The sequence below is a fragment of the Dysgonomonas sp. 25 genome, assembly GCF_010501075.1.
Taxonomy (GTDB): domain Bacteria; phylum Bacteroidota; class Bacteroidia; order Bacteroidales; family Dysgonomonadaceae; genus Dysgonomonas.
Map to the genome: position 1 here is coordinate 174,082 of NZ_QVMN01000004.1, position 25,963 is coordinate 200,044.

The 25,963-nt window shown below is 43.9% G+C and carries 19 protein-coding genes; 7 read left to right on the plus strand and 12 right to left on the minus strand.

Annotation, left to right across the window (positions count from 1 at the left end; genetic code table 11):
• Window positions 1-335: 335 nt before the first annotated feature.
• The 4 genes from D0T66_RS08430 to D0T66_RS08445 all read right to left on the minus strand — a co-directional run bounded on the left by D0T66_RS08430 (window position 336) and on the right by D0T66_RS08445 (window position 4,752).
• Window positions 336-968 (minus strand): porin family protein, encoded by a 633-nt coding sequence (locus D0T66_RS08430; RefSeq protein WP_163356834.1) that lies wholly within the window; start codon window positions 966-968, stop codon window positions 336-338.
• Window positions 969-1,027: 59 nt separating this feature from the next.
• Window positions 1,028-2,851, minus strand: coding sequence for a DUF4139 domain-containing protein (locus tag D0T66_RS08435; protein WP_163356835.1), 1,824 nt, complete (start codon window positions 2,849-2,851; stop codon window positions 1,028-1,030).
• A 38-nt stretch (window positions 2,852-2,889) separates the two neighbouring features.
• Window positions 2,890-3,990 (minus strand): glycosyltransferase, encoded by a 1,101-nt coding sequence (locus D0T66_RS08440; protein ID WP_163356836.1) that lies wholly within the window; start codon window positions 3,988-3,990, stop codon window positions 2,890-2,892.
• A gap of 129 nt (window positions 3,991-4,119) precedes the next feature.
• Window positions 4,120-4,752 carry a hypothetical protein gene (locus tag D0T66_RS08445; RefSeq protein ID WP_163356837.1) on the minus strand — a complete coding sequence of 211 codons (633 nt, stop codon included), beginning with the start codon at window positions 4,750-4,752 and terminating at the stop codon, window positions 4,120-4,122.
• Between the two features lie 220 nt (window positions 4,753-4,972).
• On the opposite strand from D0T66_RS08445, the gene D0T66_RS08450 reads away from it, so the two are divergent.
• From D0T66_RS08450 to D0T66_RS08470, 5 genes are all read left to right on the plus strand, one after another.
• On the plus strand, window positions 4,973-8,452 hold the full coding sequence (locus tag D0T66_RS08450) for a DUF2723 domain-containing protein (protein WP_163356838.1): 3,480 nt from the start codon (window positions 4,973-4,975) through the stop codon (window positions 8,450-8,452).
• A 61-nt stretch (window positions 8,453-8,513) separates the two neighbouring features.
• The gene (locus D0T66_RS08455) at window positions 8,514-9,131 is read left to right on the plus strand and encodes a polysaccharide deacetylase family protein (protein ID WP_163356839.1); all 618 of its coding nucleotides are present in this window, start codon (window positions 8,514-8,516) and stop codon (window positions 9,129-9,131) included.
• Between the two features lie 70 nt (window positions 9,132-9,201).
• Window positions 9,202-10,299, plus strand: coding sequence for a DNA replication/repair protein RecF (locus tag D0T66_RS08460; RefSeq protein WP_163356840.1), 1,098 nt, complete (start codon window positions 9,202-9,204; stop codon window positions 10,297-10,299).
• A 2-nt stretch (window positions 10,300-10,301) separates the two neighbouring features.
• Window positions 10,302-10,595: a DUF721 domain-containing protein gene (locus D0T66_RS08465; RefSeq protein ID WP_163356841.1), complete on the plus strand. Its 294-nt coding sequence runs from the start codon at window positions 10,302-10,304 to the stop codon at window positions 10,593-10,595.
• 12 nt (window positions 10,596-10,607) lie between these two features.
• The gene (locus D0T66_RS08470; RefSeq protein WP_163356842.1) at window positions 10,608-11,048 is read left to right on the plus strand and encodes a thioesterase family protein; all 441 of its coding nucleotides are present in this window, start codon (window positions 10,608-10,610) and stop codon (window positions 11,046-11,048) included.
• A 9-nt stretch (window positions 11,049-11,057) separates the two neighbouring features.
• On the opposite strand, the gene D0T66_RS08475 is transcribed toward D0T66_RS08470, so the two are convergent.
• The gene (locus tag D0T66_RS08475) at window positions 11,058-12,131 is read right to left on the minus strand and encodes a sensor histidine kinase (protein ID WP_221412197.1); all 1,074 of its coding nucleotides are present in this window, start codon (window positions 12,129-12,131) and stop codon (window positions 11,058-11,060) included.
• A 4-nt stretch (window positions 12,132-12,135) separates the two neighbouring features.
• Entirely contained in the window at window positions 12,136-13,173 is a 1,038-nt protein-coding gene (locus tag D0T66_RS08480) for a histidine kinase (protein ID WP_163356844.1), read from the minus strand.
• A gap of 465 nt (window positions 13,174-13,638) precedes the next feature.
• On the opposite strand from D0T66_RS08480, the gene D0T66_RS08485 reads away from it, so the two are divergent.
• Window positions 13,639-14,724: a hypothetical protein gene (locus D0T66_RS08485; protein WP_163356845.1), complete on the plus strand. Its 1,086-nt coding sequence runs from the start codon at window positions 13,639-13,641 to the stop codon at window positions 14,722-14,724.
• Window positions 14,725-14,830: 106 nt separating this feature from the next.
• Here D0T66_RS08485 and D0T66_RS08490 read toward each other — a convergent pair whose 3' ends face one another.
• Window positions 14,831-15,835 carry a GlxA family transcriptional regulator gene (locus D0T66_RS08490; RefSeq protein WP_163356846.1) on the minus strand — a complete coding sequence of 335 codons (1,005 nt, stop codon included), beginning with the start codon at window positions 15,833-15,835 and terminating at the stop codon, window positions 14,831-14,833.
• Window positions 15,836-15,940: 105 nt separating this feature from the next.
• On the opposite strand from D0T66_RS08490, the gene D0T66_RS08495 reads away from it, so the two are divergent.
• Entirely contained in the window at window positions 15,941-17,425 is a 1,485-nt protein-coding gene (locus D0T66_RS08495) for a succinate CoA transferase (protein ID WP_163356847.1), read from the plus strand.
• Between the two features lie 74 nt (window positions 17,426-17,499).
• On the opposite strand, the gene D0T66_RS16205 is transcribed toward D0T66_RS08495, so the two are convergent.
• From D0T66_RS16205 to D0T66_RS08520, 5 genes are all read right to left on the minus strand, one after another.
• Window positions 17,500-18,756 (minus strand): hypothetical protein, encoded by a 1,257-nt coding sequence (locus D0T66_RS16205; RefSeq protein ID WP_185154830.1) that lies wholly within the window; start codon window positions 18,754-18,756, stop codon window positions 17,500-17,502.
• A gap of 32 nt (window positions 18,757-18,788) precedes the next feature.
• Window positions 18,789-20,168: a hypothetical protein gene (locus D0T66_RS08505; RefSeq protein WP_163356848.1), complete on the minus strand. Its 1,380-nt coding sequence runs from the start codon at window positions 20,166-20,168 to the stop codon at window positions 18,789-18,791.
• Between the two features lie 14 nt (window positions 20,169-20,182).
• Window positions 20,183-23,446, minus strand: coding sequence for an ankyrin repeat domain-containing protein (locus D0T66_RS08510; RefSeq protein WP_163356849.1), 3,264 nt, complete (start codon window positions 23,444-23,446; stop codon window positions 20,183-20,185).
• Window positions 23,447-23,464: 18 nt separating this feature from the next.
• Window positions 23,465-24,085 (minus strand): hypothetical protein, encoded by a 621-nt coding sequence (locus D0T66_RS08515; protein WP_163356850.1) that lies wholly within the window; start codon window positions 24,083-24,085, stop codon window positions 23,465-23,467.
• A 170-nt stretch (window positions 24,086-24,255) separates the two neighbouring features.
• Window positions 24,256-25,884 carry a tetratricopeptide repeat protein gene (locus D0T66_RS08520; RefSeq protein WP_163356851.1) on the minus strand — a complete coding sequence of 543 codons (1,629 nt, stop codon included), beginning with the start codon at window positions 25,882-25,884 and terminating at the stop codon, window positions 24,256-24,258.
• Window positions 25,885-25,963 lie beyond the last annotated feature (79 nt).

Below are 25,963 nucleotides of genomic sequence, written 5' to 3' on the forward strand. Positions count from 1 at the left end.
GAGGTGACAAAAACTCTCAAAAAGTAACACAAGTATACTCCTTATGAGCGTTTCTTTGTTGAGTTACTTTTCTTTTTCTTCTTCGAGAACTCCGTGGAAAAAACTCTGTGTCACTCTGTGGTGAAAAATATAAACTACCAAATTTTTAAAGAACGTTTCCCCTCAAAAAGTAACACAAGTATACTTTTCTTGTAAACTCGTAACTCGTAACTGTGCGAAGCACGAAGTAACTCTTTAAATAAATATAGATAAATAAATATCAGAAAGATTCGAAAAAAAATATCCTGCCTTAAAATGAAGACAGGATACTTTGTATTTGGTTGTTAAATTGTTTTTCAGAAATAATAGGTAGCAGCAATGCTCCATGTCTGACGTTTTTTGTCTTTTAAAGTGCCTATGTCGAGATTCCCTTTATCATCCGAATAGTTGTCAGTCAATTTGCAACGGTAATAGATACCTATATCCAGTTTTTCCACCAACTCTACTCCGAGACCGGCATTCACTCCCATTTCGAAGTTTTTGGCTTTGAAGTCGTGGTAAACATCTTCAATCTCATCCTTGACTTTGAGGTCGCCACCACTCAAGCGGAGGTTAGCGTATGGGCCGGCAGAGACAAAGATGCCAGCCAGTCCCGGTACTATGCCGAAACGTTTTTTCAGGTTGACAGGGATAGACAGATAGTTGTAGTTGGAGATAGTAGCATCTGCTGCTTTTTCATCTATGCTGTATTTCTTGTATCCGTATTGTAAAGCACCGTCGATGCCTATGCCGAGAAAAGGTATGTTCACCTCGACCATCGGCCCGATTTGAAAGCCCAGTCTGTTTTTACTATCTAATATGTCGGAACTTATCTTATGATCGGCTATGTCGACACCGCCTTTCACCCCGAAGCGTAATTGTGATGACGCACTACTAATGCCTATTGCCATAAGCAATGCTAATATAAAGAATGTTTTAATCGTTTTCATAAACTCTTTTTTTAAGTTAGACTATAGATAGATAACAATAATGAGCATATATTGTTTCTTTACAAATTCAAGTTCATCTCTTTCGGATACTTCACACTATAGCTAATCTGGTATGTTTTGGTTTCGCCGGGCTGCAATGTCTCTTCCCAGGTGATAACGCCCAGATCCTCTTTGTTGACTGTAGGGGTGGTTGTATCTTTTGTGAGTAGTTTTACCTCTATCTTCTTTTGCGTCGAAATAGGATATTGGTCTTTTAGCACCATTTTCACGGCTTTGTTCTGGTTGTTTTTTACCGTCATTTTGTATGTGAAGACTTGTTCCTTGTCGTTTCCGAGGAATTTGGTGCTGCTGTAGTCGCGTAGCTTTTCGCGTTTTACGCTGACACGCTTATCCGAACCCAGCGTCAGTGTCAGCTTCTGCTGTGTACTGTTGGCTTCTATATTCGTTTCGCCCACGTATGTACCGTCATAAGTGATATTAGCCATTCCCGACAAGAGGTTTAGTTTTTCCCAGTTGTCTATTTCAGCCAACAGATATGTTTCGGTATCGAGCTTCGGAGCACAATAATACTTGTATTCCGCCATAATATCCTGCGTGTTGAGGTCGAGGCTTTGCTCTTTCCCATTACCCGGAACTGTGAACGGCAAATCTATATTGAATTCCATATTCAGCTGGTTGTCGCTCAACGATACATAGTCGTCCATGCTGTTTTTCGTCGTAACGACGATTACTCCGCTTGCTCCACGCGCACCATAGATAGACGACGCCGAAGCATCTTTCAGTACGTCGATGCTTTTTATCATGCTTTGGTCGATATCCCTGAAATCTTCTTCATCCATTACCTCTCCATCTACCACATAGAGTGGAGACGAGGATTGAGAAAGAGAACCTGCGCCTCTTACCCTTACACTCGATTCTTCGTTTTTAACCGATTTCTTATCTGCGTAAGAGAAAGAGTTTTGTACGGCAACACCGGGAACTCTTCCTTGCAATAATGAAGCCATATTATTCTGTCTTTCCTCCAAGAACCAGGCTGAGAAAAGCGGCGCTATTTTGCCGTTGCTCGGTGTGGCTGTGGAAAGGCTGAGTTTCACCTTGTTCCAGTCTAATCCGGTTGTCTGGCGTACTTTCGCTTTGGTGGCAATCTTTATCGGCTTATCGATGGAAGTGATATTGATATCATAATAAGGCGACCAGTTCGCCGATGCGGTGTAATAGCTTATTGTCAACTGACTGTTAGTCGCATACGAAGCTGTCAGGTTCAATTTCAGAACGCCGGATGTTTTGTTGTTCTTGGTCGATTCCTGCTCTACCTGACGGGTAAGGCGGTCGATAGACTTTTTAAGCTTGCTCTGCTCTATTTTCTGCGCATTAGCGGCTTTGTCCAAATCGGTTTTCTGCTTTTTGTAATAGTCCATCGTTTTGATTAGTTCGTCGATAGACAACCCTTTTTCCGAGCCTGATGTATTCTTTTCGGTACTCTTTTTCAGTATTCCCGAAAGTTCGTCGTTCACTTTGATGTCGATTTCTACCGCTTGCAATCTGTCGCGATAATATTGGATAGAATCCTGCATCCGCTTGATGGAAGCATCGTTGGTTTTGCTTTCGGTCAGGTAATCGATAGAAAACTCGTAGGCCGAAACCATGACGCCATTACTGGCCTTTATTTTTAGACTGTTGCGGTCGATGTTGGGGCTTAATCCCTCTATCGAGATTTCATTTTCTCCTTTAGTGAGCGTAGCTGTAGCATGGTGTGTGAGTTCTGCCCCGCTGAAAAATACGGTAGCTTCTTTAACTGTTGCCTTTATCGGTTTGTTTTCGGCGTTAAGTGAAAAAACGGAAAACAAAGCGAGTGTCGTGTAAATGAATAATCTGCTTTTCATCGGCTCTTGTTTTTAAGTTTGAAATAGTATCTATTTTATTAATGCTTACCCCAGAAATCGAGGTATTGCTGTGCAACCTTTACATGATTATGGTGTTGAGCAACAAAGCTATAGCCTTGCTCTGATAACGCAGGAATCTGCTCTTTATTTTGTACCAGCCATTCGAGTTTGGCAAAAACGTCTTCCTCCGTAGGGTGGACGTTGACTATCGGGCGATTCACTTTTTCGCCCATCAGGTCGTACATTTCGGGTTCGCCACCACCTACCAATACCTTGCCCTGTGCCATTGCCAATAAGGCATTCATGGCAGGAGAGCATGAATATAACTGGTCGAGTACGACATGTGCTTCCGACATCAGGCGCTTGTATTCGTCGTAGCTGACCGATTCCACGCGGGTGGCAATCACCTCATCGGGATACTTCCCGGCAAGGCGGAGCAAAGCACGCTCCATAATATCCGTTCCTTTGTATTCGCTTCGGTCGCGATTGATGCCGATAAAGAAGTTCACGCGCTCGGGGACGGTGGTTATCGGGTTATATGCGATGAGATTCATATTCACCGGCAGCGGGATATAGCGCAACTTCCCCGAATAATAAGGCTCATACGATTTATAGTATTCGTAGAGGCAGGCAGCTATGCCATCGGCTTCCTTTGCCATTTCGCGGTTTGCTTTTTCGCGCGGGCTATCGAGCCAGAGAGCCTCTAATTTCTCGTTATATTTCAGGTTTGTCGGTTTGCCATCAACAAAGAATTCGCTGTATTTGAATGTCTTATTCTCTTTCAGTGCCCGCACCCAGTACGAATCGTCGCCGAAAGCTCCTAAGAAGATTTTTTTGTTATTTCCTTTCAATTTTCCCCAGAAAGATTCGTTGAACCGGACGTTGAGGGTGGTAAAGCACGGATTGATGACCTGCACCACATCGTAGTCTGTGAAGCGCGCGAATTTGCGGTTGAAATTGAAAATAGACGAAAAGGTGTCGATTATGCCCGAACTTTTGCGGGTAAGGTCTATATCGCGCGGATAATCCTTGAACCCGTCGCCATCGGAGGCAACCAGCACTTCGTGTCCTAACTCTCTCAATCCTTCCGCCAGCGAAAGGTGTAAACGGCTATATTCGCCTATCAGCAATATTCTCATAATTTACAAATGTAGTAATAAAGCACTTAACTGCAGACACAAATAGATGAAATGTGTCCGTAAGTAGACGAAACGCTATCTTATGGAGACGAAATACAGAAGAATTCCATAACCGTAACAGGATTAATTTTACCATAAATTATACCCCTGTCTTAAATGTAATGTCTCTTCATTCCAATCTTGAACTAACTTCAATTCATCAGACTCCCAATCTTCTTTCTGGTATACAATATGAAACTTCCATTTTCCCGGTTTGGGAAGCTTTAGCCATACCCCAGACCTTACTTGATCTTTAGTAAACTTTTCCCAGTCTTCTCTTGTTCCTGGAATCCGAAAGCCGGATGCATTGAGTTGTTCTGCATACATCCAATCGATACCGTAATTATAATTTTTTTTTAATTTTACCCATGTAGAACCCGGTTCGATGTATGGCACTTCATCAAATTCGGAGCTCCATCCTCCTATCTTGATTTTTTTATTCCTGTCTATCGCTTCGTACCAGTTGATAAATGTGCTTCCTGATTGGTCTACAATCATAAAGTCCCAATTGCCGGTTCCGGGAAGTTCTACATGAAAGACGCCTCCTTTTTGTATCACTCTGCCTTTTAGTACCTCTTTTCCCCAGCTTCCGGCATTGCTTCGGCATACATAGAGTGCCTGTATCGTTTTTTTCGACTTGTTCTCTATTGTTACTGTGACTCTTGCCTCGAGCAGCTGACTGCCCAGTGCGATAAAGAGTAAAAATAAAAATACCTTTTTCATAGCTTGTTTTCTCCTACGTTATTGATGTATTCGATCAAATGTAAGACAATCATCAGCTTGTTGCCGGGAAAATAGACCAATGCGACTTTTTTGTCGACGAAACAGCTGTTTATTAAAATTTCACATGATATTCTACCCAAAAAAGCAGCTAAAGAATTGTAACTACGAACAATTTCTTATCTTTGCAACTCGTTTATTTGAAAAATCTATTTACCCAAATATGAAAAAATATAACCTGATAAACAACCTGTGCGGATGGTTCGCTTTTCTTGTTGCAGCCATTGTTTATTTGCTTACAATCGAGCCCACAGCCAGTTTCTGGGACTGTGGCGAGTTTATTGCATCGGCTGACAAATTAGAAGTCGGACACCCTCCGGGCGCTCCGTTTTTTATGATTACAGGTAAATTCTTTACTCTGTTTGCTTCTGATGTTCAGGATGTTGCCCGAATGGTCAATTCCATGTCGGCATTGCTTAGTGCGGCTACTATATTGTTCCTTTTCTGGACAATCAGCCATCTGGCACGCAAACTGATTTACACCGATACATCGAAAGATATAACACTCGGCCAGACGATTGCCATTATGGGTAGCGGACTGGTAGGAGCGTTGGCCTATACTTTTTCCGATACATTCTGGTTTTCGGCCGTGGAAGGGGAGGTTTATGCCTACTCGTCTATGTTTACCGCCTTGGTATTCTGGCTGATACTGAAATGGGAAAACCGCGCAGACCAACCGGGTTCGGATAAATGGCTGGTACTGATAGCATACTGTATGGGACTGTCTATCGGTGTCCACTTATTGAACTTGTTGTGTATTCCGGCTATTGGAATGGTCTACTACTTCAAGAAAGCAGAGAAACCGAACCTGTTAGGGTTAAGTTTAGCCACGCTGCTGTCGGGTGCCCTTATCGTCGTATTGATGTATGGTATCATCCCGGGCTTCACCAAAGTGGGTGGATGGATAGAGCGCCTGTTTGTCAACGAAATGGGCTTTGCCTATAACACAGGTACATTCTTCTACTTTGCCATATTGATAGGCGCTATCGTTTGGGGATTGTACGAATCCTTCGCGAAAAAAGGAAACCTAAAGCGCGCCAAAGTAGCATTTGTCTTTAGCCTTATCCTGAGCGGTATTCCGTTTATGGGTAGCAATGTGCTGCTTAGCCTATTCCTCATGGGAGCATTGGTCACTTTCGTACTCTTGTATAAAAAACTTTCCTTCCGCCTGATCAATACGATATTGCTCAGCCTGTTGGTTATCCTGATAGGATATTCTTCTTTCGCTTTGATTCCAATCCGTTCGGCAGCCAATACACCGATGGATCAGAACTCGCCGGAGAATATCTTTACACTGGCGTCTTACCTCAACCGCGAGCAGTATGGCGACAGACCATTATTCTACGGGCAAACATACGCTTCGGAGCTCGAACGCGATGCCAGTGGCAATGTTGTCATAAAGAATGAAAAGGAAAGCTGGGACGAAATAGTGAAAATGTCGCCGGATGAAAAAGACCGTTACTACGTAGCAAGCAAATCGCCTACGTATGCCTATACTAATACAATGGCTTTCCCGCGTATGTATTCGACCGATGTGCCGCGCCACTTGCTGGGTTATCGCATCTGGGGAAGCATGAAAGACCAGAAAGTGCCGCCGACATTCTTCGATAATATGGAATTCTTCCTGTCTTATCAGTTGAATTATATGTACTTCCGCTATTTCATGTGGAATTTCTCGGGACGCCAGAACGATATACAAGGCACCGGAACGATAAGCAACGGTAACTGGATTACCGGTATCGGCTTCATCGACGAACATGTTCTTGGCTTAGGGCCTCAGGATGATCTGCCTCCAAATGTCGCTGATAACAAAGGACATAATACCTACTATGCCCTGCCGTTTATCCTCGGGCTATTGGGAATTGCTTTCCAATTGACACGAGGACGGAAAGGGGAGCAGCAGTTCTTAGTGACGTTTATGCTGTTCTTCATGACAGGTATTGCCATTATCTTATACCTCAACCAGCAACCATTCGAACCGCGCGAACGCGATTACGCTTATGCCGGATCATTCTATGCTTTCTGTATATGGATTGGATTCGGGGTGGCGGCTATATATCAGCTATTGAAGAAAGTCCTGCCCGAAACGCCGGCTGCAGCTATTGCATCGGTTCTCCTGTTGGGTGTGCCTATTCAGATGGCAGCTCAGAACTGGGACGACCACGACCGTTCGGATCGCTATGCGATGCGCGATTTTGGCGAAAACTACCTGAAAACGTGTGAGCCGGATGCTATATTATTCACTAATGGCGACAACGATACCTTCCCGTTGTGGTATGTGCAGGAGGTAGAAGGCTACCGTACCGATGTGCGTGTATGTAACCTCAGCTATCTGCAAACGGACTGGTATGTCGACCAGATGCGCCGTCAGGCCTATGATTCGAAACCGCTTCCTATCGAATGGGAACGCGACCGCTATATGGGCGAAAAAGGACGTGCCGCATATGTCTTGTCACGAAAAGACTTGGAGCGCGTAATCAAATCGCAGCTCGACAGGCAGGAACAACGATGGGGCAGCTATATAGACTATTCGCGCTATTTCGATACGGCAGCATTCAAAAACGAAATGCTATTGGACGATGTACTGAATATCGTTAAAACGAAAGATAACTATGCTCCTGCTAATCCGTTTGTTTCGAATGGCGTCGTTATTCCGGCAAGCAAATTCGTTATGCCGATTGATACGGCTAATGTCAACTGGGAAGCTTTGGGTACGAAGCCTACAACCGAACTGGTGTTCGATATGGGCGACGGAAAAGGTGGTATCTACCGTCAGGAGCTGATGATATTGGAAATGTTGAACAACATCAATAAGGATGGTTGGAAACGCCCTATCTATTACGCGGCGACTATCGGCGATTATCCGCTGAATATTAATTCGCAACTCGTACTCGAGGGTATCAACTATCGTATTCTTCCGGGTAAAACGAATGCTATGCGCGTGGATACCGAAGCTATGTATGACAATATGATGCACAAATTTGCCTGGGGTAATGTATGGAAACCATCTGTATACCTCGACGAGAATACGTTGCGCATGTGCCGTACATTCCGCTTGATGTTTGCCCGCCTGATTCCTGCACTGATTCAGGAAGGGAAAGATGAGAAGGCATTGGAAGCGCTCGACTACTCTATGGAAGTGCTTCCGGGTTCGACCATCCCTCGCGGCGAAGAGTCTATGGTATTTGCCAGCTCGTATTATGCCCTTGGGCAAGAGGAGAAAGGTGACAGCATCCTTAACGAAATCTACGATCGGGCTGAACGCTCGTTGCAGTGGTATGCACGCCTCGACCAATACAATATGATGCATAGCAATAGCGAAATCAACGAGTATATCAGCATCAAGACCACCGCTTTAGGTCTTTATCAGCAATACAATAAAGAAAAATATCAAGAGCTTCTGCCTCAGGCAATCGACCAGATGCAGGTATTTATGAGCAACTATGTGAATTTCGACAACCGCGATCACCCGCTCGATTACATTTATTATCTGATTGCCCGCGATGCCCGCGATAATGCCGGAAATGAAGCGGCAAGGGAGAGGGCTCAGGAATTAGCCGGAAAAGTATTTAATATAATGCATGCTTATAATCCTAAGCTCCTCGAGAAATATCAAGGGGGAGCACCGGAAGGAGATGAGTAAAACATATATAAGAGAGCAATAGAACGAAAATATATATTGCTCTCTTTCTTTGCATTTTGACATGTTTATAGAGCAACCACCAAAACTATATCGCTGGTTATTTCCATTCACTACGTGGAGGAGACGCCCGGCGGATAAGAACGAGAAAGTCGTTTATCTGACATTCGACGATGGCCCGATACCGGATATTACTCCCTGGGTATTGGACTTGCTGGATAAGTATAATATTAAGGCTACATTTTTTTGTGTGGGCGATAATGTCCGCAAGCATTCTGCCGAATATAATATGTTGCTCGAACGGGGGCATCGGGTAGGGAATCATACCTTCAACCATGTGCAAGGGGTGAAAACCCGTACCAAAAATTATCTGGCAAATACATTGAAGTGCTCGGAGTATATCGATTCCGATTTATTCCGTCCGCCGCACGGGCATATCCGCATCCGGCAGATACTGGCATTGCGGAGCCGCTACAAGATAATTATGTGGGATGTGGTGACGCGCGATTACAGCAAACGGATGACGAAGGAGCAGGTATTGGAAAATGTGAAGAAATATACGCGCAACGGTTCGATAATTGTCTTCCACGATTCTATCAAATCGGAAGAGCGGATGAAGTACGCCTTGCCGCGCAGCATCGAGTGGTTGCTGGAGCAGGGATATACCTTTAAGGTATTATAACTAAAAGATATACGGCTTATAGTTATTATTTTTTTATATTTGTTAATAACGGAAGTTTTGTTTAATCCAAATGATATTAGAACGTCTATCCATACTGAATTATAAGAATCTGGCTCAGACCGAGCTGACTCTTTCGCCCAAGATAAATTGTTTCTTGGGAAGCAACGGTATGGGCAAGACGAACTTGCTGGATGCTGTGTATTACCTCTCTTTCTGCAAGAGCCATAACAATCCTATCGACTCGCAAAATATTATGCACGATGCCGATTTTGCAGTTATACAAGGGTGGTATCAGCTGGGCGAGAAACAGGAAGAATTCTTTTGCAGCCTTCGCCGCCGCCAGAAGAAGCAATTCAAGCGGAACAAGAAAGAATACGAGCGCCTGTCGGATCATATCGGCATGCTGCCGCTTGTGATGGTATCGCCTTCCGATTCGGAACTGATCAACGGCGGGAGTGACGAACGGCGCAAATTTATGGATATGTTCCTGTCGCAGTTCGACAAAGAATACCTGCATGCACTGATTAATTATAACAAGGCTTTGCAGCAGCGCAACGCATTGCTGAAAAACGACAGGATAGACGATACATTGCTCGACCTCTGGGACGACCAATTGGTTGCCGAAGGGCAAATCATATATGCTAAACGGAAAGCTTTTATCGAAGATTTTATTCCGACTTTCCAACGATTCTACGACTTTATTTGTTTATCTAATGAGCGGGTAGAGCTGAAATACGAATCGCATTTCGAGGCGGGTGATTTCGCTCAACTGATACGTCAGCGCCGCGAGAAGGATAAAATATTGGGATATACATCGGCGGGGATTCATAAGGATGATCTCGATATGCAGATGGATGGCTATTCTATCAAGCGGGTAGGTTCGCAGGGACAGAATAAGACGTATGTGGTCGCATTGAAATTCGCACAGTTCGATTTCCTTCGTAAAACCACCTCTGTAACCCCTATTTTGCTGTTGGATGATATTTTCGACAAGCTCGATTCGCTGCGTGTGGAACAGATAATCAATCTCGTATTGGATAAAGATTTCGGGCAGATATTTGTCACCGATACCAATCGCGAGCATCTGGACGAAATACTATCCCGTACGCAGACGAATTACCATTTGTACGAAGTGGGTAAAGGTGAAGTGATCCAGAAAAACGTGTAGCCATGAGAAAGAAGAATACGGAGACAATCGGCGAAGCATTGAAGCAGTTTTTCAGCGAGAATGCTTTTTTCCGGCAGAAGCTTGCCGAGAGCCGCGTCGTTTCGGGTTGGCCTACACTGTTGGGTAAGGCAATCGCTTCCTACACTACTAATATTTATATACGAAACAACATTCTGTATGTCCACCTCAGTTCGTCCGTTTTGCGCTCGGAACTGATAATGGCTAAAGAGCACCTGATAAACAAGCTGAATAGTATGGCCGGGCTGAATGTGGTGAATGATATTATTTTCAGATAAAAAACGACCATTATGGACATCAAATCCGAAGTATTCCGAATGACGCATCCTATACAGATCCGATTCAATGATATCGACTCATTGGGGCATGTCAATAACAATGTATATTTCAGTTTCTTCGACTTGGGGAAGACCTATTATTTCGAACATATCAAGGCATCGCACTTCCATTGGATGCAAGGGACAATCGTCGTGGCACGCATCGAGGTAGACTTTTATTCTCCTATCTACTATAAAGAGTCGATAGTGGTAGATACAAAAGTGACACACTTGGGCAATAAAAGCGGGAAGTTCCTGCAACAGATACGCAATGTGAAAACCGGCGAGATAAAGTGCCGCTGTACTTCTACCTTTGTTGCCTACAATCCTGATCTACAGTCTTCGATGCTCATCCCTGACGAATGGCGGAGAGCCATAGAGGAATACGAGGAAATGACTTTCTCCGAAGCCTGATACCGGGAGCTATATTTTCAGCTCTAACCGGGCTGTGTATTTGCTGTCTGTCTTATCCAGTTTTAGCGAGTAATTGTTTGGATATAAGAGGTCTAAACGCCTCCGGATGTTTGTGAGCCCTAATCCTCCCTCTTTCTTCTTGGCAGGTTTTGAAGGAATAGAATTTTCACAAATAAAGATCAGCTTATTTTTCACTACCTCGAACCAGATATGCACATATGAGGCGTCGCTGTCCATATTGTGTTTCACGGCGTTCTCGACGAAAGTGATAAACAGGAGCGGAGGTACTTGTATCTTATCCATACTGCCTGTCTGCGATATGGAGTATTCGAAGGCGTCGCGCCGTGTTTTCTCCAGTTCCAGATAGTCGTTCAGGAATAGGATGTCGTCTTTCAGAAACACTTTCTCCTGTGCATTATCATTCATCTGGTAGCGGAGCATATCTTTCATTTTCAGTATGATAGATGAGGCTCTGTCGGGATCTCCCTTTATCATTATATTGGCATTGTTGAGCATATTGAAAAGGAAATGCGGATTGATTTGCTTCTCCAGCAATTTGAGTTCCATTTGAGTTGTTGTCGTTTCCAGTTCTTCGGCTTGCTGCGAATCCAATATCCAGTTTTTGAAGATAACAAAGGATGAAGTACCTACAAACAGCATCATAAATGAAAGAAATGCAGACGCGAAATTCAATCCCATTCGCCAGGCGAAGTTCTCAATAGCTGCAAGGTGCTCGTATAACCTGAGATGGGCAGTATATAGTAGGAAAATATTTATTATCATCAATAGTCCAATCAGCGCCAATGAACTAAAGTAAAGCCCCCATCTGTTTTTCATCAGGAGGCGAGGAGCCAATACATAGATATTGAGATAGCTGCCGCCCACTAAAATCCCGATAAATACGAGACCACTCCCGTATCGTTCCAGCGGCGGCATCAACGATTCCTCCGACAAAGGGCTCCATATAAGCCCGAAAGTTATAGCGAAGAGGAGGACTAATAAGATCAGATGCCTGATTATCCTGTATTTAGGAAGTATCATTAGTTTTATAGCAGAGCTGTCTGTATTATATTTTTGCTGCATTGTTTTAATTCAATTCTAATGTTAGACCTATTTCACTTTCATCGGAAAGCTCATCATGTACTATATCTAATCCATACATGTTTTTGTATAGTGTTTCGAGCCTTTCCCTCACATTCAGTAATTCGATTTCCAGTAATGAAGAATCGATACCCGAAACTTTGAGGTCGGCCTTGAGCGTATGCTCTATAACGCTAATGTGGATGTCTATTTTTTGTTGTTCATTCTCCGGGCGAAAAGTTCTTATAGTACTCTGTATGTATGGCAGGAGTATGGATGGATAGACTTGTACTGCGGTTGTCTTGCCAGAAACAGTTACTGTATAATTGAATCTGGAAGAATAAAGTGCTTCTAAATTCAGGAAGTTTTTCAGGAAAGAAATCTCGGCAGTTAACAGCACCTGTTCCCTCCGGCAATCGTATAATTGATAACGAAGCAGCAGGCTCAGTGTCATTAACATGCTGGACGATTTATCGGGATCGCTCTTTGCCAAAGCCGCACTTTCGTCAAGGACTTTGAAGAAAGATGCGGGATGAATCTGTTCTTTCAGATGCTCAATCTGCGACAATCGTTGTTTCTTCTTCAGATCTTGCAGATGTTGGTTCGATATTATCCAGCTTTTCAGGAAAACAGGAATAGTGAATCCCGATATACATAAGACATATACGATGAATGCAGAAAAATCATCCATTATGTAGGTGATAGAGAAAAGATTATCCTCGAAAAATATCAGCAGGACTATGTTGGGTATAATGTAAAAGATCAATGCTGCGACAAGTATGCAAATTATAAAGCGGAAATACTTACCCGTGAAGAGGTATTTAGGAACAAAAAAGCGGAGTAGCAGATATACTGCGCCCACATAGATGAGGATTGTCAAACCTACAATTAAGTATAACTTATTACCCAATACGGATGTAAAGCCATAAGTAATGATTGATTGGTTGATGGCTACAATAGAAAAGAAAAGAGTAAGGGCGATATACCTCCATATACGAAATTGAGGTGTAAGCAGAAACTTATATATTAATGATTGTTCTTTCATAAGCAAACAGGTTGAGGGCCTAAAGATACACATTCCAACCAAGAGAAACGAAAGTGTGGAATCTAAACTTATCTTAAAAATAACAGCCTGTAATGACGTTCTTTGCTCCATTTCTTCCGCTTCTGGTACGTTTTCAAGAAGGTAGTCGGTAGAACGGTCATACTATTAGGAAGTTAATGATTTTTGTTAAAAGCTGATTTTTATTAGGCGAAATTAAAAATTATTCTTATTTTTGTTCTATACATTACGAAAAATGGTACTTTACAGCATAGGCAATAGTGATATCAATAACTTAAATACATAAGAAATCAGTTTGAAGAAAATCAAAAAAATGTCATGGGAAAAATATCTTTTTTTACTAAAGTAGTATTCATTTGTACTATACTGCTTTTAAACTACACGTATTCCTATTCGCAAGTAACTATTGGTTCTGCACTTCCTCCGGCAGCGGGGGCTTTATTAGACTTGAAACAAAGCGAGCCGGATGCAGATAATGTTACAGCGGATAAAGGCTTTTTATTGCCACGTGTAAATCTTTTGGCGCAAGATGAACTGGATCCGATATTTCCGGGAGCAACAGACCAACAGAAGAAGGGTTATGTTGGTATGGTTGTATATCATGTCGGAAATGAAGATTTATGTTCCGGGCTTTACATTTGGGACGGATCTGAGTGGGAACGATATCCTGGCCCTTGTGGTCTCAAAAGTTCTACTATATTATCTTTTGGCTTTTCTGTCAATACGTATGGATATTCAGCCGAGAGTTCTGCTTCAAGAGCACTCCTTTTCTCGCCGAATAATTTCGGGCAATTACCAACCAGTATTACAAGAAGCAATCCGTTTATACCTCTTGGGCACTTAGTGATTGATGGGATGACAACTGCCAATTTCACCAACACATCTTATTTTCGCGCCAATCCGGATATCTTGATTGCAGGGCATCATGTTCATACAACTTCGACGGATGTTGTTAATGCTTTGGTGAACTATCTGAATAGTGGAGGTGTGCTGATCTTATTTGATGAGTATGGAGTCGAAGCGAATAGTTTAACTATAAGGTTGTTGAAGGCGCTCTTTCCGGCGGATGCATCGCAAATATCCCGATCTGGATTGAGTGGTCCCGGAGCAGTGTATACTATCTCATCGGCTATTGACGATGAGATAACCAATGGTCCATTTGGAGACCTGAGAGGCAAATATTGGGGAGAAGATTCTTCTACAACCTTCGGGATCAAAGGGATACCTGCCGGCAAGGCAGTTGTTTATAGCCAAGGGAATGTGGTTGGTAGTTCTACTAACTCCGACTATGCTTCGATATTCAGGCTGAAAGATGTTAATCTATTCTTTGTTGGCGATGGAGGGTTCTTGTCGAATCCGTCAACCACTATTGGCCCTACTCCTAGTGGTGCTACTGCTTGTCCTTTTGCAATAGATGAAGACTCTCACCCTATTCCCCGAACAAATTATGGAGCTGGATACGTTGTTCAGAATTCTCAGCTATTTGCCAATATTATGTATTGGGCAGGGAAAAATGCTAAATCAAATAAATAATTCAAATATATGCCTTAACATTCTGTATAATGCAAGGGAAGCTGCTTCTACGGCTTCCCTTTTTTTATCCTTTTCAACAATGTTGGCATCCCTGAAATATCCCGAATTAACCCGATAGGGATGTCCTGAAATTCCGCCGGTATTCGGCAGGGCTTGTTTTGATATATTTGATAAATACCTTGCGCATGTTGTCGGGCGAACCAAGTCCGCACAGGGAAGCAATCTCTTTCAGCGAAAGCCGCGTATCGACCAGATAGCGGCAGGCTGTTTCGAGCCTTATTTTGTCGACGTATCTGGCAGGAGTAATCCCTGTCTCCCGCACAAAAACTCTTGCGAAATTGCGGGGACTCATGGATGTTTTGCATGCTAAGTCTTCTATTGTTATCGTTTCCTGCAAATGCTCCTGTATCCATCCGCATGTCATCTGAACCGGCTGATAATCGGTCTTTTGATAGTTCAGTACCGTGCTGTATTGCGACTGGCTTCCCGGACGTTTCAGGTATAGAACCATCTGTCGGGCAACCTCTAACGCCAAAGACTTATCGAGATCTTCCTCTACCAACGCCAATGCCAGATCCATGCCGCTCGATATTCCCGCCGAAGTGTAAATGTTACCATCCTTGATGAAGATAGGATGGTTATCCACCTGAATATCAGGATAAATATTCTGTAGGACAGGGCTTTTCTCCCAATGCGTTGTTGCTTTTTTATTGGCAAGGATACCCGCTTCGGCCAGAAAAAAACTACCCGTACATACCGAGCAGATACGGCGCGCAGTTTTCGATTGCCCGTTAATCCATTTGAGGACATTCTTGGGTAGTTTGTATTGCTCTATCATCGAATTGGAAACTCCGGGAATAATTAATGTGTCGATAGGATAGTCGAAGGTTTTTATACTCTCCTGACATTCAATTGTTAAGCCGGAAGCTGTCCGGATATTCTTTTTTTTGTCGATGGACAAGCAATGTAATTCGTAGCTAAAATCCGTTTTGACCTTATTTCGCTGGATATACTCTATTGCTTGCGCAAAGACCTCATACGGCCCTGTTATATCCAGCAGTGTAGCTTGGGGGATAATCAGGAATGCGATATGTTTAACCTCTTTATTCATAGTTTACAAATATATAATTTAAATGGCAGAATCGGACGTGTATTTGTCATTTATGCCAAAAGATATATGCGCTACTTTTGCCTATGGTCAACTAAACAAACAATCATGGCAATAAGAAGAATTTCAGCAGCAGAAGCTGCATCATTGGTCAGGCACGACGATAATGTAGGCTTCAGCGGTTTTACGCACGCCGGATGCCCCAAAGTGGTACCGCTGGAGATAGCCAGACAGGCAGAGCAGAAGCACGCAAAAGGCGAACCTTTTGCAATCGGGATTTTTACGGGCGCATCCACAGGTGATAACATCGACGGTGCACTCTCGAGAGCCAATGCCATCAAATTCCGCACACCCTATCAGACAAACAGCGATATCAGGAACGCTACCAACAACGGTTCAGTCAATTATTTCGACCTGCACCTTTCCACTTTGGCGCAGGAGTTGCGCTATGGTTTCTATGGCGAGGTAGATGTAGCCATAATCGAGGCATCGGATATAACGGAAGACGGAAAGATAGTTCCGACGTGCGGTGTAGGTCTTGCGCCCACCATTATACAAATGGCCAAACTGGTGATTGTCGAGTTAAATCGCTGGCATCCTAAAGAGTTGCGGGGAATACACGACCTGCTGAATTTACAGGATCCTCCTCATCGCGAGGAGATTCATATTACGAATGTAAGGTCGCGCATAGGCAAAGACTATATTCAAGCCGATCCTGCCAAAATAGTAATCGTAGAAACCAATGTCCCGAACGATGGCAGTAGCTTTGCCCCTATCGATGAGATTACAGCAAAAATCGGCGAGAACACTGCTAATTTCCTCGTCGAAGAAATAAAGCGCGGCACTATCCCTCCATCGTTCCTTCCTATTCAATCGGGTGTAGGCAATGTAGCCAATGCCGTTTTGGCAGCTATGGGAAGCAATAAAGATATTCCTGATTTCGAAGTCTATACCGAAGTTATTCAGGATGCAATCATCGATCTGTTGGAAAAAGGGCGCATCACATTTGCCAGTGGAGGAACGCTGACTGTAAGCAACCCGTATATCGAGCGTGTCTATCAGAATCTGCCCTTTTTCAAAGAGCGTATTTTACTGCGAACCTCTGAAATTTCTAATAATCCGGAGGTGATACGCCGTTTGGGTATCATCTCCATGAATACGGCAATCGAAGCGGATATTTTCGGGAATATCAACTCCACACATATCACAGGCAGTAAAATAATGAACGGCTTAGGTGGTTCGGGCGATTTTACGCGTAATGCTTATATCTCTATCTTCCTGACGCCCTCAACGGCAAAAAACGGGAATATCAGCGCCTTTGTCCCGATGGTGTCCCATAGCGACCACACCGAGCATTCGGTAAAAGTCATCGTTTCGGAATATGGTGTTGCTGATTTGCGAGGAAAGTCGCCTAAAGAGCGTGCTGAATGTATCATAGAAAATTGTGCGCATCCCGATTACCGCCCACTCTTATATCAGTATTTAGCAAGCGGAGCAAAAGGACAAACACCTGTAAATTTGCATAACGCATTTGCTTTTCATAAAGCTTTCATGGAAACGGGCAGCATGAAAAATGCTGTTATGTCACTATGAGCTTGTTTTAGAGGTAAATATAAAAGGAGGAATCTCAATGAGTTCCTCCTTCCCTATATTAGTTTGTATGTCGATTAGTCGTCATCATCGTCATCATCGTCATCATCGTCGTCGTCATCATCATCGTCGTCATCATCATCGTCGTCATCATCGTCATCATCGTCGTCGTCATCGTCGTCGTCATCTTCCCAATCATCTTCATCCTCATCCTTTTCTTCCTCGTCCTCATCATAATCTCCTTCCAGTCCAGGGAAATCATCATCTTCGTTGATGTTTCCTGCGAGTATTTGTTTGAGGCTCGGATAAGAACCGATGTCGTCCATCAGGCGGTAAACCATGGCTGCATCACTTTTCGAACATTTGATTCCAAGCGAGTTGAGAGCAACATATACATCTTCCCCGGCCGATGAGAAAGAGACATCGTTTTGATCGAAAATGTGGTTTGCCCGATTCATCAGATCTGTATACAACTTTTTCAGGAATTTTTCATCCTTCACTGCCTCTGCCAATCCGAATTCATTCATCAGGCATGCGGTATCATCTGCCTGCGACGAGTTTTGTATATTGATAAGCTGTGCTACAAGGAATGCAAACGTTTCTTTGTCATCGAGGCTATATCCCCATTTCTCGATCAGTTGCGGAACGTGGCGGCCGCCATCCGATGCCGTTTTGAAGCGTCCTTTGTAGCTGTCTATCGGCAGAATGCTGTCTACAAGGCGTCTGTACGAAATCAGGTATTGTTTATCAGCCAATGCGTTGGCAAAAGCGGCAATAGCACCGATAGGCATTTCTTTGTCGCGCATACGTGGATCTTCACTGAAGTTGATAGTCGTTACCATCGTAACAAACTCATTCACCAATGGGCGAAGTTCCGGAATAGCCGTTACAGCCATATAGAATTCGTGCTCTACATCTCCCGATTTAGCAGCATGAGGAACGAATTTGCCATCTTTCACCGCACCGTAGTATACACCTTTGTCTTTTACGGCATCTACATATTGGTGAGAGTTTTTTACATGTTTGGTCATTACTTCCTTCAGCGAGTTCGGGTCATTGAAATCAACGATGAACTGGTTGTCTTCCAACAGCACGCCGTCCACAGTTTTGGCATCGATGTCCTCCTGTGTTTCTTCCGTTTCTACTTTGTCGAACTCATAACCTTCCTGTATTTTCTTCATCAGCAGGGCATTGAACGCGTTGGTGATTTCCTGTTGATCCGAAAAAGTTTTGGTTTCGGTATTACCTTCTGTACCCGATGTCATTGTGAGTCCGTTCAATTCGAGGAACCAAGTCTGTCCTTTTTTGTTTTTGTAAAATGTACGTGTAATCATGTCTTAATTTTTTTATGTTTATAATACTTGTTTTATACGATATCGTCTAATCCCGGCAATGCCTGTTCGTTCATGAATTTGACTGCATTAGCCAGTTTATTTTCATCATAGTCTATTTCTACCGTATCCAATACCGGCGCTATAATACGCTCTATCAGTTGATCCTGGCGTTCGCGCATATAGTAGTACGAATCCATCGAATCGTGCAAAAGGAATTTCAGGAATGTTTCTTTGCGCTGATCGTCCTGTACCAGATCCGGATCGAGGTTTTCGAATCCATGCTGTCCGTGTGCCGAGCAACAACGGGCTGCCATCAGGCGCAACGCATTGTCGTAATCGCGCCATTTGTAGATGATAGTCGCGATCTGTCCTATCTGATATACTTCGTGATCCATATCCACAGCCCTCAAAAGTTCGATATATTTAGGGATGTATTTCTGATCATGCATAGCCAATGCATAGCCCGCATTCAAGCCCTTAGGCACTTCTTCGTTCAGCCATGCCCCGTCCGAATCGATAGCCAAGTCGATGAAGTCGATAATCTTCTTATGCAGTTCGGGGAATTTGGCAGCTGCCTCGAAGAATGGTATTTCGCTTCCGTAGCCGACTTCCTCGTCGTCGAACTCATATTCTTCGAATTCGCCGTTTACTTTTTTACCGAAGGCTAAGCAATCGTCGAGTTCGTCGAAGTTGTCGATCAAACGGTTCAGTACGCGGCGTATCTTTTCTTTATTGTCCAACGGAACAACGATTTGCCAGTCATCGTCTACGTCGTCGTAATCGTCGTGGTCTTCATCTTCGTATTGTTCCAGCTCTTTTTCCAACAATGTTTCTTCGTCATCGTCGTCTTCGAGCAGGTTCATCACCGGATGATAAGTATTATTCTTGTAGCCCTCCTTATCCGATTCGTCGGGAACTTCCCCGTCGTAAGGTTTGATGTATTCGGCAAGCGCCATAAACTCGTCCAGCTCGTCCTTCGGGATGGCTGTCCCCGACATAATCAGTGTTCCCTTTTTCGCTTCGATTACTAATTGACAGGTAACCGTTCCCGGAGGTGTCTGCGGTACCGAAAGCGCCTTACACCATACTTCGAGGTCTTCGGGCAATTCGTCGCTTATATCCTGATACATACCTCCATACGTCTGAAAATAATCTTTTGCTGCCATATCCTTTGTGTGTACAACTGCTGTGATATAGCCGGGATTACTCACCGGCGGTTCCATCGATACATATCCGTCGGGACTTTTAACGAAAAGATAGTGTTCGCCGTCGATTTGCTGGTATTTCCTTTTTACATCCTGAATTTTGCTGTTGTAGGTTTTAGGGAAAAGGATATCCAATCCTGTCCCGAGCAATACAACATGAAACGGCTTATCAAATAAGCGAGCGTCTTTGTCTAATTCTTTTTCCATAATAGCTTTGTTGTTTATTTTAGAATATATAGTAAATCTTGTTGTTTATGCTGTGTGCCGCCTTCCTGACCGACAAATATGCAGCCATCGGAGATATGCAGCGGTTTGAGGACATCGTCATCCCCCTGATAGTAAGGGAACTCCCATGTAGCCCACGCTTGTTGCAGCATATTGTATGTTGCCACCATTCGCGCATTTCTGCCCAACACAACAATCTGGTCGTTGTATGATTTGGCGTAGCCGCCGGTAGGCGCATCCGATACGGTATGCCCGTAGAAACCTTCGACGCGGCAAAGGCGATACGTCGGGGTAAGCCCTTCTTTGCGGGGTTTCAGGTGGACGATAGCATATGGCTGGCTCTTGTATTCGAATAAGCAGTTGACCGAGTGCTCTTTCCAGTCGAAATCGTCATCGAATTCGAGGATAATACTCTGCTTCCGTTCGCTATCTAATTCGACGTACAGAATAATGTTGTCGTATGTTCTGATCCATAGCTTATTGTGGATGTGCAGACATTCGGCTATGGACGAATCCGTACGCAGGTCTATATCGTTTTTCACCTCGCCCGATTGTATGTTTATATATTGCAGGTTGATAGTGCCCGGTTGTTTGACTAAGGCAACAAATAACCCGTTCCATAGGAATACATATTTGGTCAGGCTTCCGTATGGTCGTACTTTCCAACGCTTTTTCTTCCTTTTCATATCCACCGCCACAATATCCTGCCCGTTGGCAAATAGGGCGCAATCCTGATGGATGATTATCGGGCTGCGTACTTCACCGCCTATGGCAGCCGACCAGACTGTTTCGCCTGTTTCGGCATTTATCTCCCCGAAAGATTCGTTTTCGCAGCCGGCATATAATTTTCCTGCATGCCAAAGCGGGTAATGAACATGATATCTCCACCACAGCAAATTGCCGCTAACGCTGTCTATGCAATGTGCCCGCCCGAGGGAGCTACTACCTGATACAAGGATTTTGTTTTTTTCAAGGGTTGTAATATGGCGGAATGAATATTCGGGAAAGCCGGTCGAAGCATAAAGTTCGGGATTCCCGATTGGGATAGTACAGTTGTTACTAATCTCTAATGGATTCCATTTTATCTCTATATCTTTAACTTTGCCGTGTTTTTTCTTAAAGTTTAATAATTCAGACTGGTAAGTCTCTAATAAGTCGCGTTGAGCCATAATGTCCTCGGCCGAGAGGCCTTCGTTATTTTTCAATGTCGGGTTGGCTCCATATTTCAGCAATGCCCCGACGGTATATCGTTCGTTTTTATTGTTTAAAGCCAGATGCAAGGCTGTATTCCCGTCCACATCCTGAATGTCGGGATTGGCTTTTCCCTGCGCAATCAGGTGCTCGATAGCATCTTCGGATTCTAAGTCCATAAACTGCGCTTTGCTGTCGCAGAGGGCTACATAATGCAACGGTGTACGCCCTTTATAGTCCTGCGCATCTACATCCGCACCCATAGCATACATCAGTTTCAGAATACGTTCTTTTTCGAATATTTTATGGTTTTGCAGATGATGCAGTGCTGTCGCCCCGTCGTCGGGATAACGTTTGTTTACGTCGGGCTGGCAACGGAGAATAGAAATCAGCACATTGCGACGGCACACGTCGTTCCTGTCTCTATCAGCTACCGGGCCGAACAGATTGACATTCGAGAGCGCTTCGCGCCCTTCTGTCGATGTTGTAATCTCCTGACCGAAATCTTCTCCCGGACGGTAACGGGCATGGAACATCAGTGGCGTCATGCCTTTTGCGTCGGTACATTCTATGTCTGCTCCCGCTTTGCGTAGGATAAGCGACAGGAAATCACGGTCGCCGCTCTTGCCCGAGAGCCAGTATTGGAAACGTTCTTCGGCCGTTTCGGGCTCTTTGACGCCATATTGTTGGCGTAGTTCGCCCCAGAACATCGAACTGGTTTTGGATAAAACAGCATTGAAGAAGTTGTCTATTCCCAGAAATTCGTTCAATTCGTCGCCCATTCCCCAAGGACTTCCCGTACTTTCGAAGTTGTGGTAGAATAGGGCATTGCGTCCCATCTTATCTTTCAGGTTGGCATCTATTCCGTTTTTTATCAGGTACATGGCATTCTGTATGCTTGTACTTTCGTGATCGGCCGTACAAGCATAATGAAGCAAAGACAAGCCGTTCGAATCCTGTGCGTTTGCACCTTCTTTCTCTACAAAGCGCAGCAATAGCGGGGAGAGGTCGAGCCGTGCCGAACGGAATGCCGTATCGGGAGAGATGGCAAGATTATCGCATTTCGATTCGAGGTATTTCATCACCTCGTCGCTGATGTGTTGCATCGCATAATCGAGTGGCGTTTCGCCTCCGCCTCTGACCAAGCCTTCGCGGATATATTGTCCCTGACTGTAAGTGTTTACATCGGCTCCGGCTTCAACGAACAGTTTGACAAAAGCCAGGTCGTCGCCAAAGTGTTCTAACACAAGGTGCATCACCGATAATCCGCTGAATAAGCCTATGCCTGTGAGTGGAACGCCTTTCTCGACAAGGTGAACAGCAAGGTCTTTATTTTTCTGTTCGAGGACGGCAATCATTAGCTTGTCGTCTATTTTGCAGACATCTATATGGGCGACTTCAATCAGTTTCTTCGCTAAGTCTAATTCTGCGAAAGGCAATACGCCCGGTATGTGCGGGTCGTTAGCTATGTCGTAGCCGCCATCCATCATTGCCTTGATTATTTCGGCTATAGTCAGGCTGCTATAATAATTGTTGCGGATAGCCTCTTGGATATAAGATGATTTTTCATTCTTGCCATATCCTTTGATGTGAGGGGTCAGCAATTTGATCATGGCAGCACTTCCCGATTCCAAGGCTGTTTCGTATCCTTGCCCCCATTCGCTGTCCTCATTCGGATCTAATCCTGTCTTGAGGAACTCAGAAACCGATTCGAGATTGTCTTTTTTTATCATTCGCAGGAATTTGCGAATATCCTGTCCTTGTATTCCTTTTTTAGCGTCGGCCAATACAGATGCCGGTTGTTCGGCGGTAGCGTCGGATGCTGTTTCGGTAGCTGCACTTAATAGAAAATCGGGGATTTCGCTGCAAAGCTCGTATCCTTTCTTTTCCTTCTCGGCAATCTGTTTGATGGTGTCTTTTTCGCACAATTCGCCGGTAGCAAATGTCTTGCTTTGCGACTTGCCTTCTTTACCTATTTTCCCGGTCACTATCGTCTGCACCTTGTCGTCGGTGGAGATGTACCAGTATTTGTTGGATATGCCGTCTGAAAATGTGAAGTACTTTTGCATGGTATTTTTTAGTTTTGTTTATCTGTAAAAGAGCCGGTTGTTCCAGTCGTCGACACGAAAGAAAGTGAGTCCGGACGGTTTGGCTTTTATAATTATATTGTATAATTTTTGGTGTATAATAAAAATCCCGGGAGAATCGCGAAGTTCGAATATCAACCTGTTTTCGAGAGGTATGGATTTCAAATACTGCACATCGAGCGAAAAGCTTTCGAGGTCGAAAATCACTCCATCCTGATTGGGTTTACCTCCTTTGTAATTCTTATTGTCGATGGCCGGCAGGCGGTTCCAGATATGGACAACGTAATACCCCTTGATTTTTCGTCCATGATTATCGATGATACTGACCATCGGCAGGAATTCTATCCCGTATATCCTGTTGCGCTCAAACAGGCTTTTCAGAAGAAAGGAACAGGCAAATGTATTCCCCAGCATCATCCAATCCGGAATCTCATATTTGGACGGGTAGGGTTCGTCGAATCGGGCATTTAATGTTCCGATTTCTTTTAACCGGAATTCGCCGATAGGCATGCCGGACATGAAGAGGCTGTCGTTTACATCAGCCCACGATAGTAATGGATGATTGTCTTCGCCGTCGACATCCATTACATAGTATTCTTTGTCCAATTCGTTTGCCGTCATCTGTCATTTTTCTGATTCTCGTTGATACAAAAATAGAGGGCGACGGGTATAATTCCTAATTTCTGCCTCGATTTGACCGAGACAGGAATTTTTTGTAATTAACTGTAAATGATATTTTTAATATTGAGGCAAAGCGCTTTTTTTAAGACATGCCTATTAGGGCAGCCGGGCTAAAGTGCGTAAAGTTTGCTTTGCAGCATTTGTTCGAGGTCTTTTGCACTTTCAAATCCTATTTTTTTATATAGCCGTTGTTTCAGTTTGTAGAGACTTGTCGGTTTGTAGTTCATGATTAGGCAGATGTCGTTTGTCTGGATGTCGAGCAAGAAAAGGCAGCTCCACAGAATGTCGTTGTAGTTGATGTTGGGATATTCGGTTTGTAGTTTGTTCGGGACGCCGTTGAGGATGATATTCATTTTGTTGATAAATTCATTGGGCGATTCGAAAAGCAGCACTTCTTTATAAATACGCAAAGTGATTGCCTCGCGCTGCAAGAAATTGGCATCTTTCCATTCCTCCTGATACCTGCTTTTTGTCTGCTGTAACTCCTGATTCAGCTTGTCTATCAGGCTTTCCTGCTTTTGCAATAATCCCATTTGGTGGAGTTTGTTTTGCTCCTCCGTTTCCTGAAGCTTATTCTTGTAATCTTCGGTATGTTTCTTTTGATGCTTTGTCTTGCGGAAAAAATAGAAAGCACATACGCCCAGAATAAGGATAAGAATGGCGGAGATAATAATAATATTTCGCCGATGTGCTTTGGCTGTTGCTTGCTCTTTCTCCATCTGGTGCATCTTTTCCACATCTTTGACATTCGCCTGCGATTCGATAATGCTTATCGAGTCGAGCGTCTGCTTATACATTCGGGTATACTCCAGCGCTTCTTCCGGGTTCCCTTCGAGATTCTCTATATTGATAAGCATTTGCAGGCATTGCCCGTCGATGTATATGTCGCTGTAGCCGTCCAGCACCTGTTGGCAATATACCTTTGCCGAATCGTACATCTCCATATCGTAATAAGCCATGGCAACATGATAGAGGCGTTTGGTACCGTTAGTCGAATAGTAAGGATAATCCAGACTTTTTTGCGCATAAAAGAGTGCCGAGTCGTTCTGTTCCAGTAAATTATATACATTACTCATCTCTTCGTATGTGTCGCCTAAAAGGGTAGAATCATTGGAGATGCTTATCGCCTCTTTGTAATATTGCATCGCCCAGTCGTAGTTGTCGAGATACATATATATCATGCCCACGTTTCTCTTCGTTTGAGCGACATCGTCGGTAAAACCACCTCTTTGATAGGCTTTGACTGCCTGATCGTAATAATTCAGAGAGACTTCCATTTCTAACTGGTAGCTGCTGACGAGGCCTAAGGCTGCATATAGATTACCTTGTGCATAATTGTCTTTTTTGTCGCAGACGTCTATTCCTTTCAACAGGTTGTTGATAGCCTCGGGATATTTGCGTTGTATGATATGCATATAGCCGAGTTGCAGGTAGCATTTGGCGAGGTTGTTGTCTACGTTTTTGTTTTTCAGGTATTGCAGAGAGAAATCGATGTATGTGGCTTCCGCTTCTATCTCCTGCATGTTGCAGACACGGAGATACGATACGCCGAATACTGCCTTGTCTTCATCGTTGAGCTGGTCGTATTGGTTCTTTACCTCATTCAATAGCGCCTGTGCTGCCTCGGTGTCTTTCTTGGCAATGCGGTCGGCAGTGTCGATTGTCTCGCGTATTTTGTTATTGGCAAGGAGGGTAGCGGATGAACATATAAGTATTAGCAGGCAGAGTATATTTTTCATTGGTGTGTGTAATTTTATACGAAAATAGTAATATTTCTTCAGATGAGCGCTTTCTCGGAAATAGTCAGGTTAGAAAAAC

Excerpts from the sequence above, each read along its gene's own strand:
- D0T66_RS08520 (WP_163356851.1), bottom strand. The coding sequence starts at position 25,884 with ATGAAAAATATACTCTGCCTGCTAATACTTATATGTTCATCCGCTACC.
- D0T66_RS08515 (WP_163356850.1), bottom strand. The coding sequence starts at position 24,085 with ATGACGGCAAACGAATTGGACAAAGAATACTATGTAATGGATGTCGAC.
- D0T66_RS08480 (WP_163356844.1), bottom strand. The coding sequence starts at position 13,173 with ATGAAAGAACAATCATTAATATATAAGTTTCTGCTTACACCTCAATTT.
- D0T66_RS08435 (WP_163356835.1), bottom strand. The coding sequence starts at position 2,851 with ATGAAAAGCAGATTATTCATTTACACGACACTCGCTTTGTTTTCCGTT.
- D0T66_RS08460 (WP_163356840.1), top strand. The coding sequence starts at position 9,202 with ATGATATTAGAACGTCTATCCATACTGAATTATAAGAATCTGGCTCAG.
- D0T66_RS08440 (WP_163356836.1), bottom strand. The coding sequence starts at position 3,990 with ATGAGAATATTGCTGATAGGCGAATATAGCCGTTTACACCTTTCGCTG.
- D0T66_RS08470 (WP_163356842.1), top strand. The coding sequence starts at position 10,608 with ATGGACATCAAATCCGAAGTATTCCGAATGACGCATCCTATACAGATC.
- D0T66_RS08455 (WP_163356839.1), top strand. The coding sequence starts at position 8,514 with ATGTTTATAGAGCAACCACCAAAACTATATCGCTGGTTATTTCCATTC.
- D0T66_RS08445 (WP_163356837.1), bottom strand. The coding sequence starts at position 4,752 with ATGAAAAAGGTATTTTTATTTTTACTCTTTATCGCACTGGGCAGTCAG.
- D0T66_RS08465 (WP_163356841.1), top strand. The coding sequence starts at position 10,302 with ATGAGAAAGAAGAATACGGAGACAATCGGCGAAGCATTGAAGCAGTTT.
- D0T66_RS08430 (WP_163356834.1), bottom strand. The coding sequence starts at position 968 with ATGAAAACGATTAAAACATTCTTTATATTAGCATTGCTTATGGCAATA.
- D0T66_RS08510 (WP_163356849.1), bottom strand. The coding sequence starts at position 23,446 with ATGCAAAAGTACTTCACATTTTCAGACGGCATATCCAACAAATACTGG.
- D0T66_RS08495 (WP_163356847.1), top strand. The coding sequence starts at position 15,941 with ATGGCAATAAGAAGAATTTCAGCAGCAGAAGCTGCATCATTGGTCAGG.
- D0T66_RS08450 (WP_163356838.1), top strand. The coding sequence starts at position 4,973 with ATGAAAAAATATAACCTGATAAACAACCTGTGCGGATGGTTCGCTTTT.
- D0T66_RS08505 (WP_163356848.1), bottom strand. The coding sequence starts at position 20,168 with ATGGAAAAAGAATTAGACAAAGACGCTCGCTTATTTGATAAGCCGTTT.
- D0T66_RS08475 (WP_221412197.1), bottom strand. The coding sequence starts at position 12,131 with ATGCAGCAAAAATATAATACAGACAGCTCTGCTATAAAACTAATGATA.
- D0T66_RS08490 (WP_163356846.1), bottom strand. The coding sequence starts at position 15,835 with ATGAATAAAGAGGTTAAACATATCGCATTCCTGATTATCCCCCAAGCT.
- D0T66_RS16205 (WP_185154830.1), bottom strand. The coding sequence starts at position 18,756 with ATGATTACACGTACATTTTACAAAAACAAAAAAGGACAGACTTGGTTC.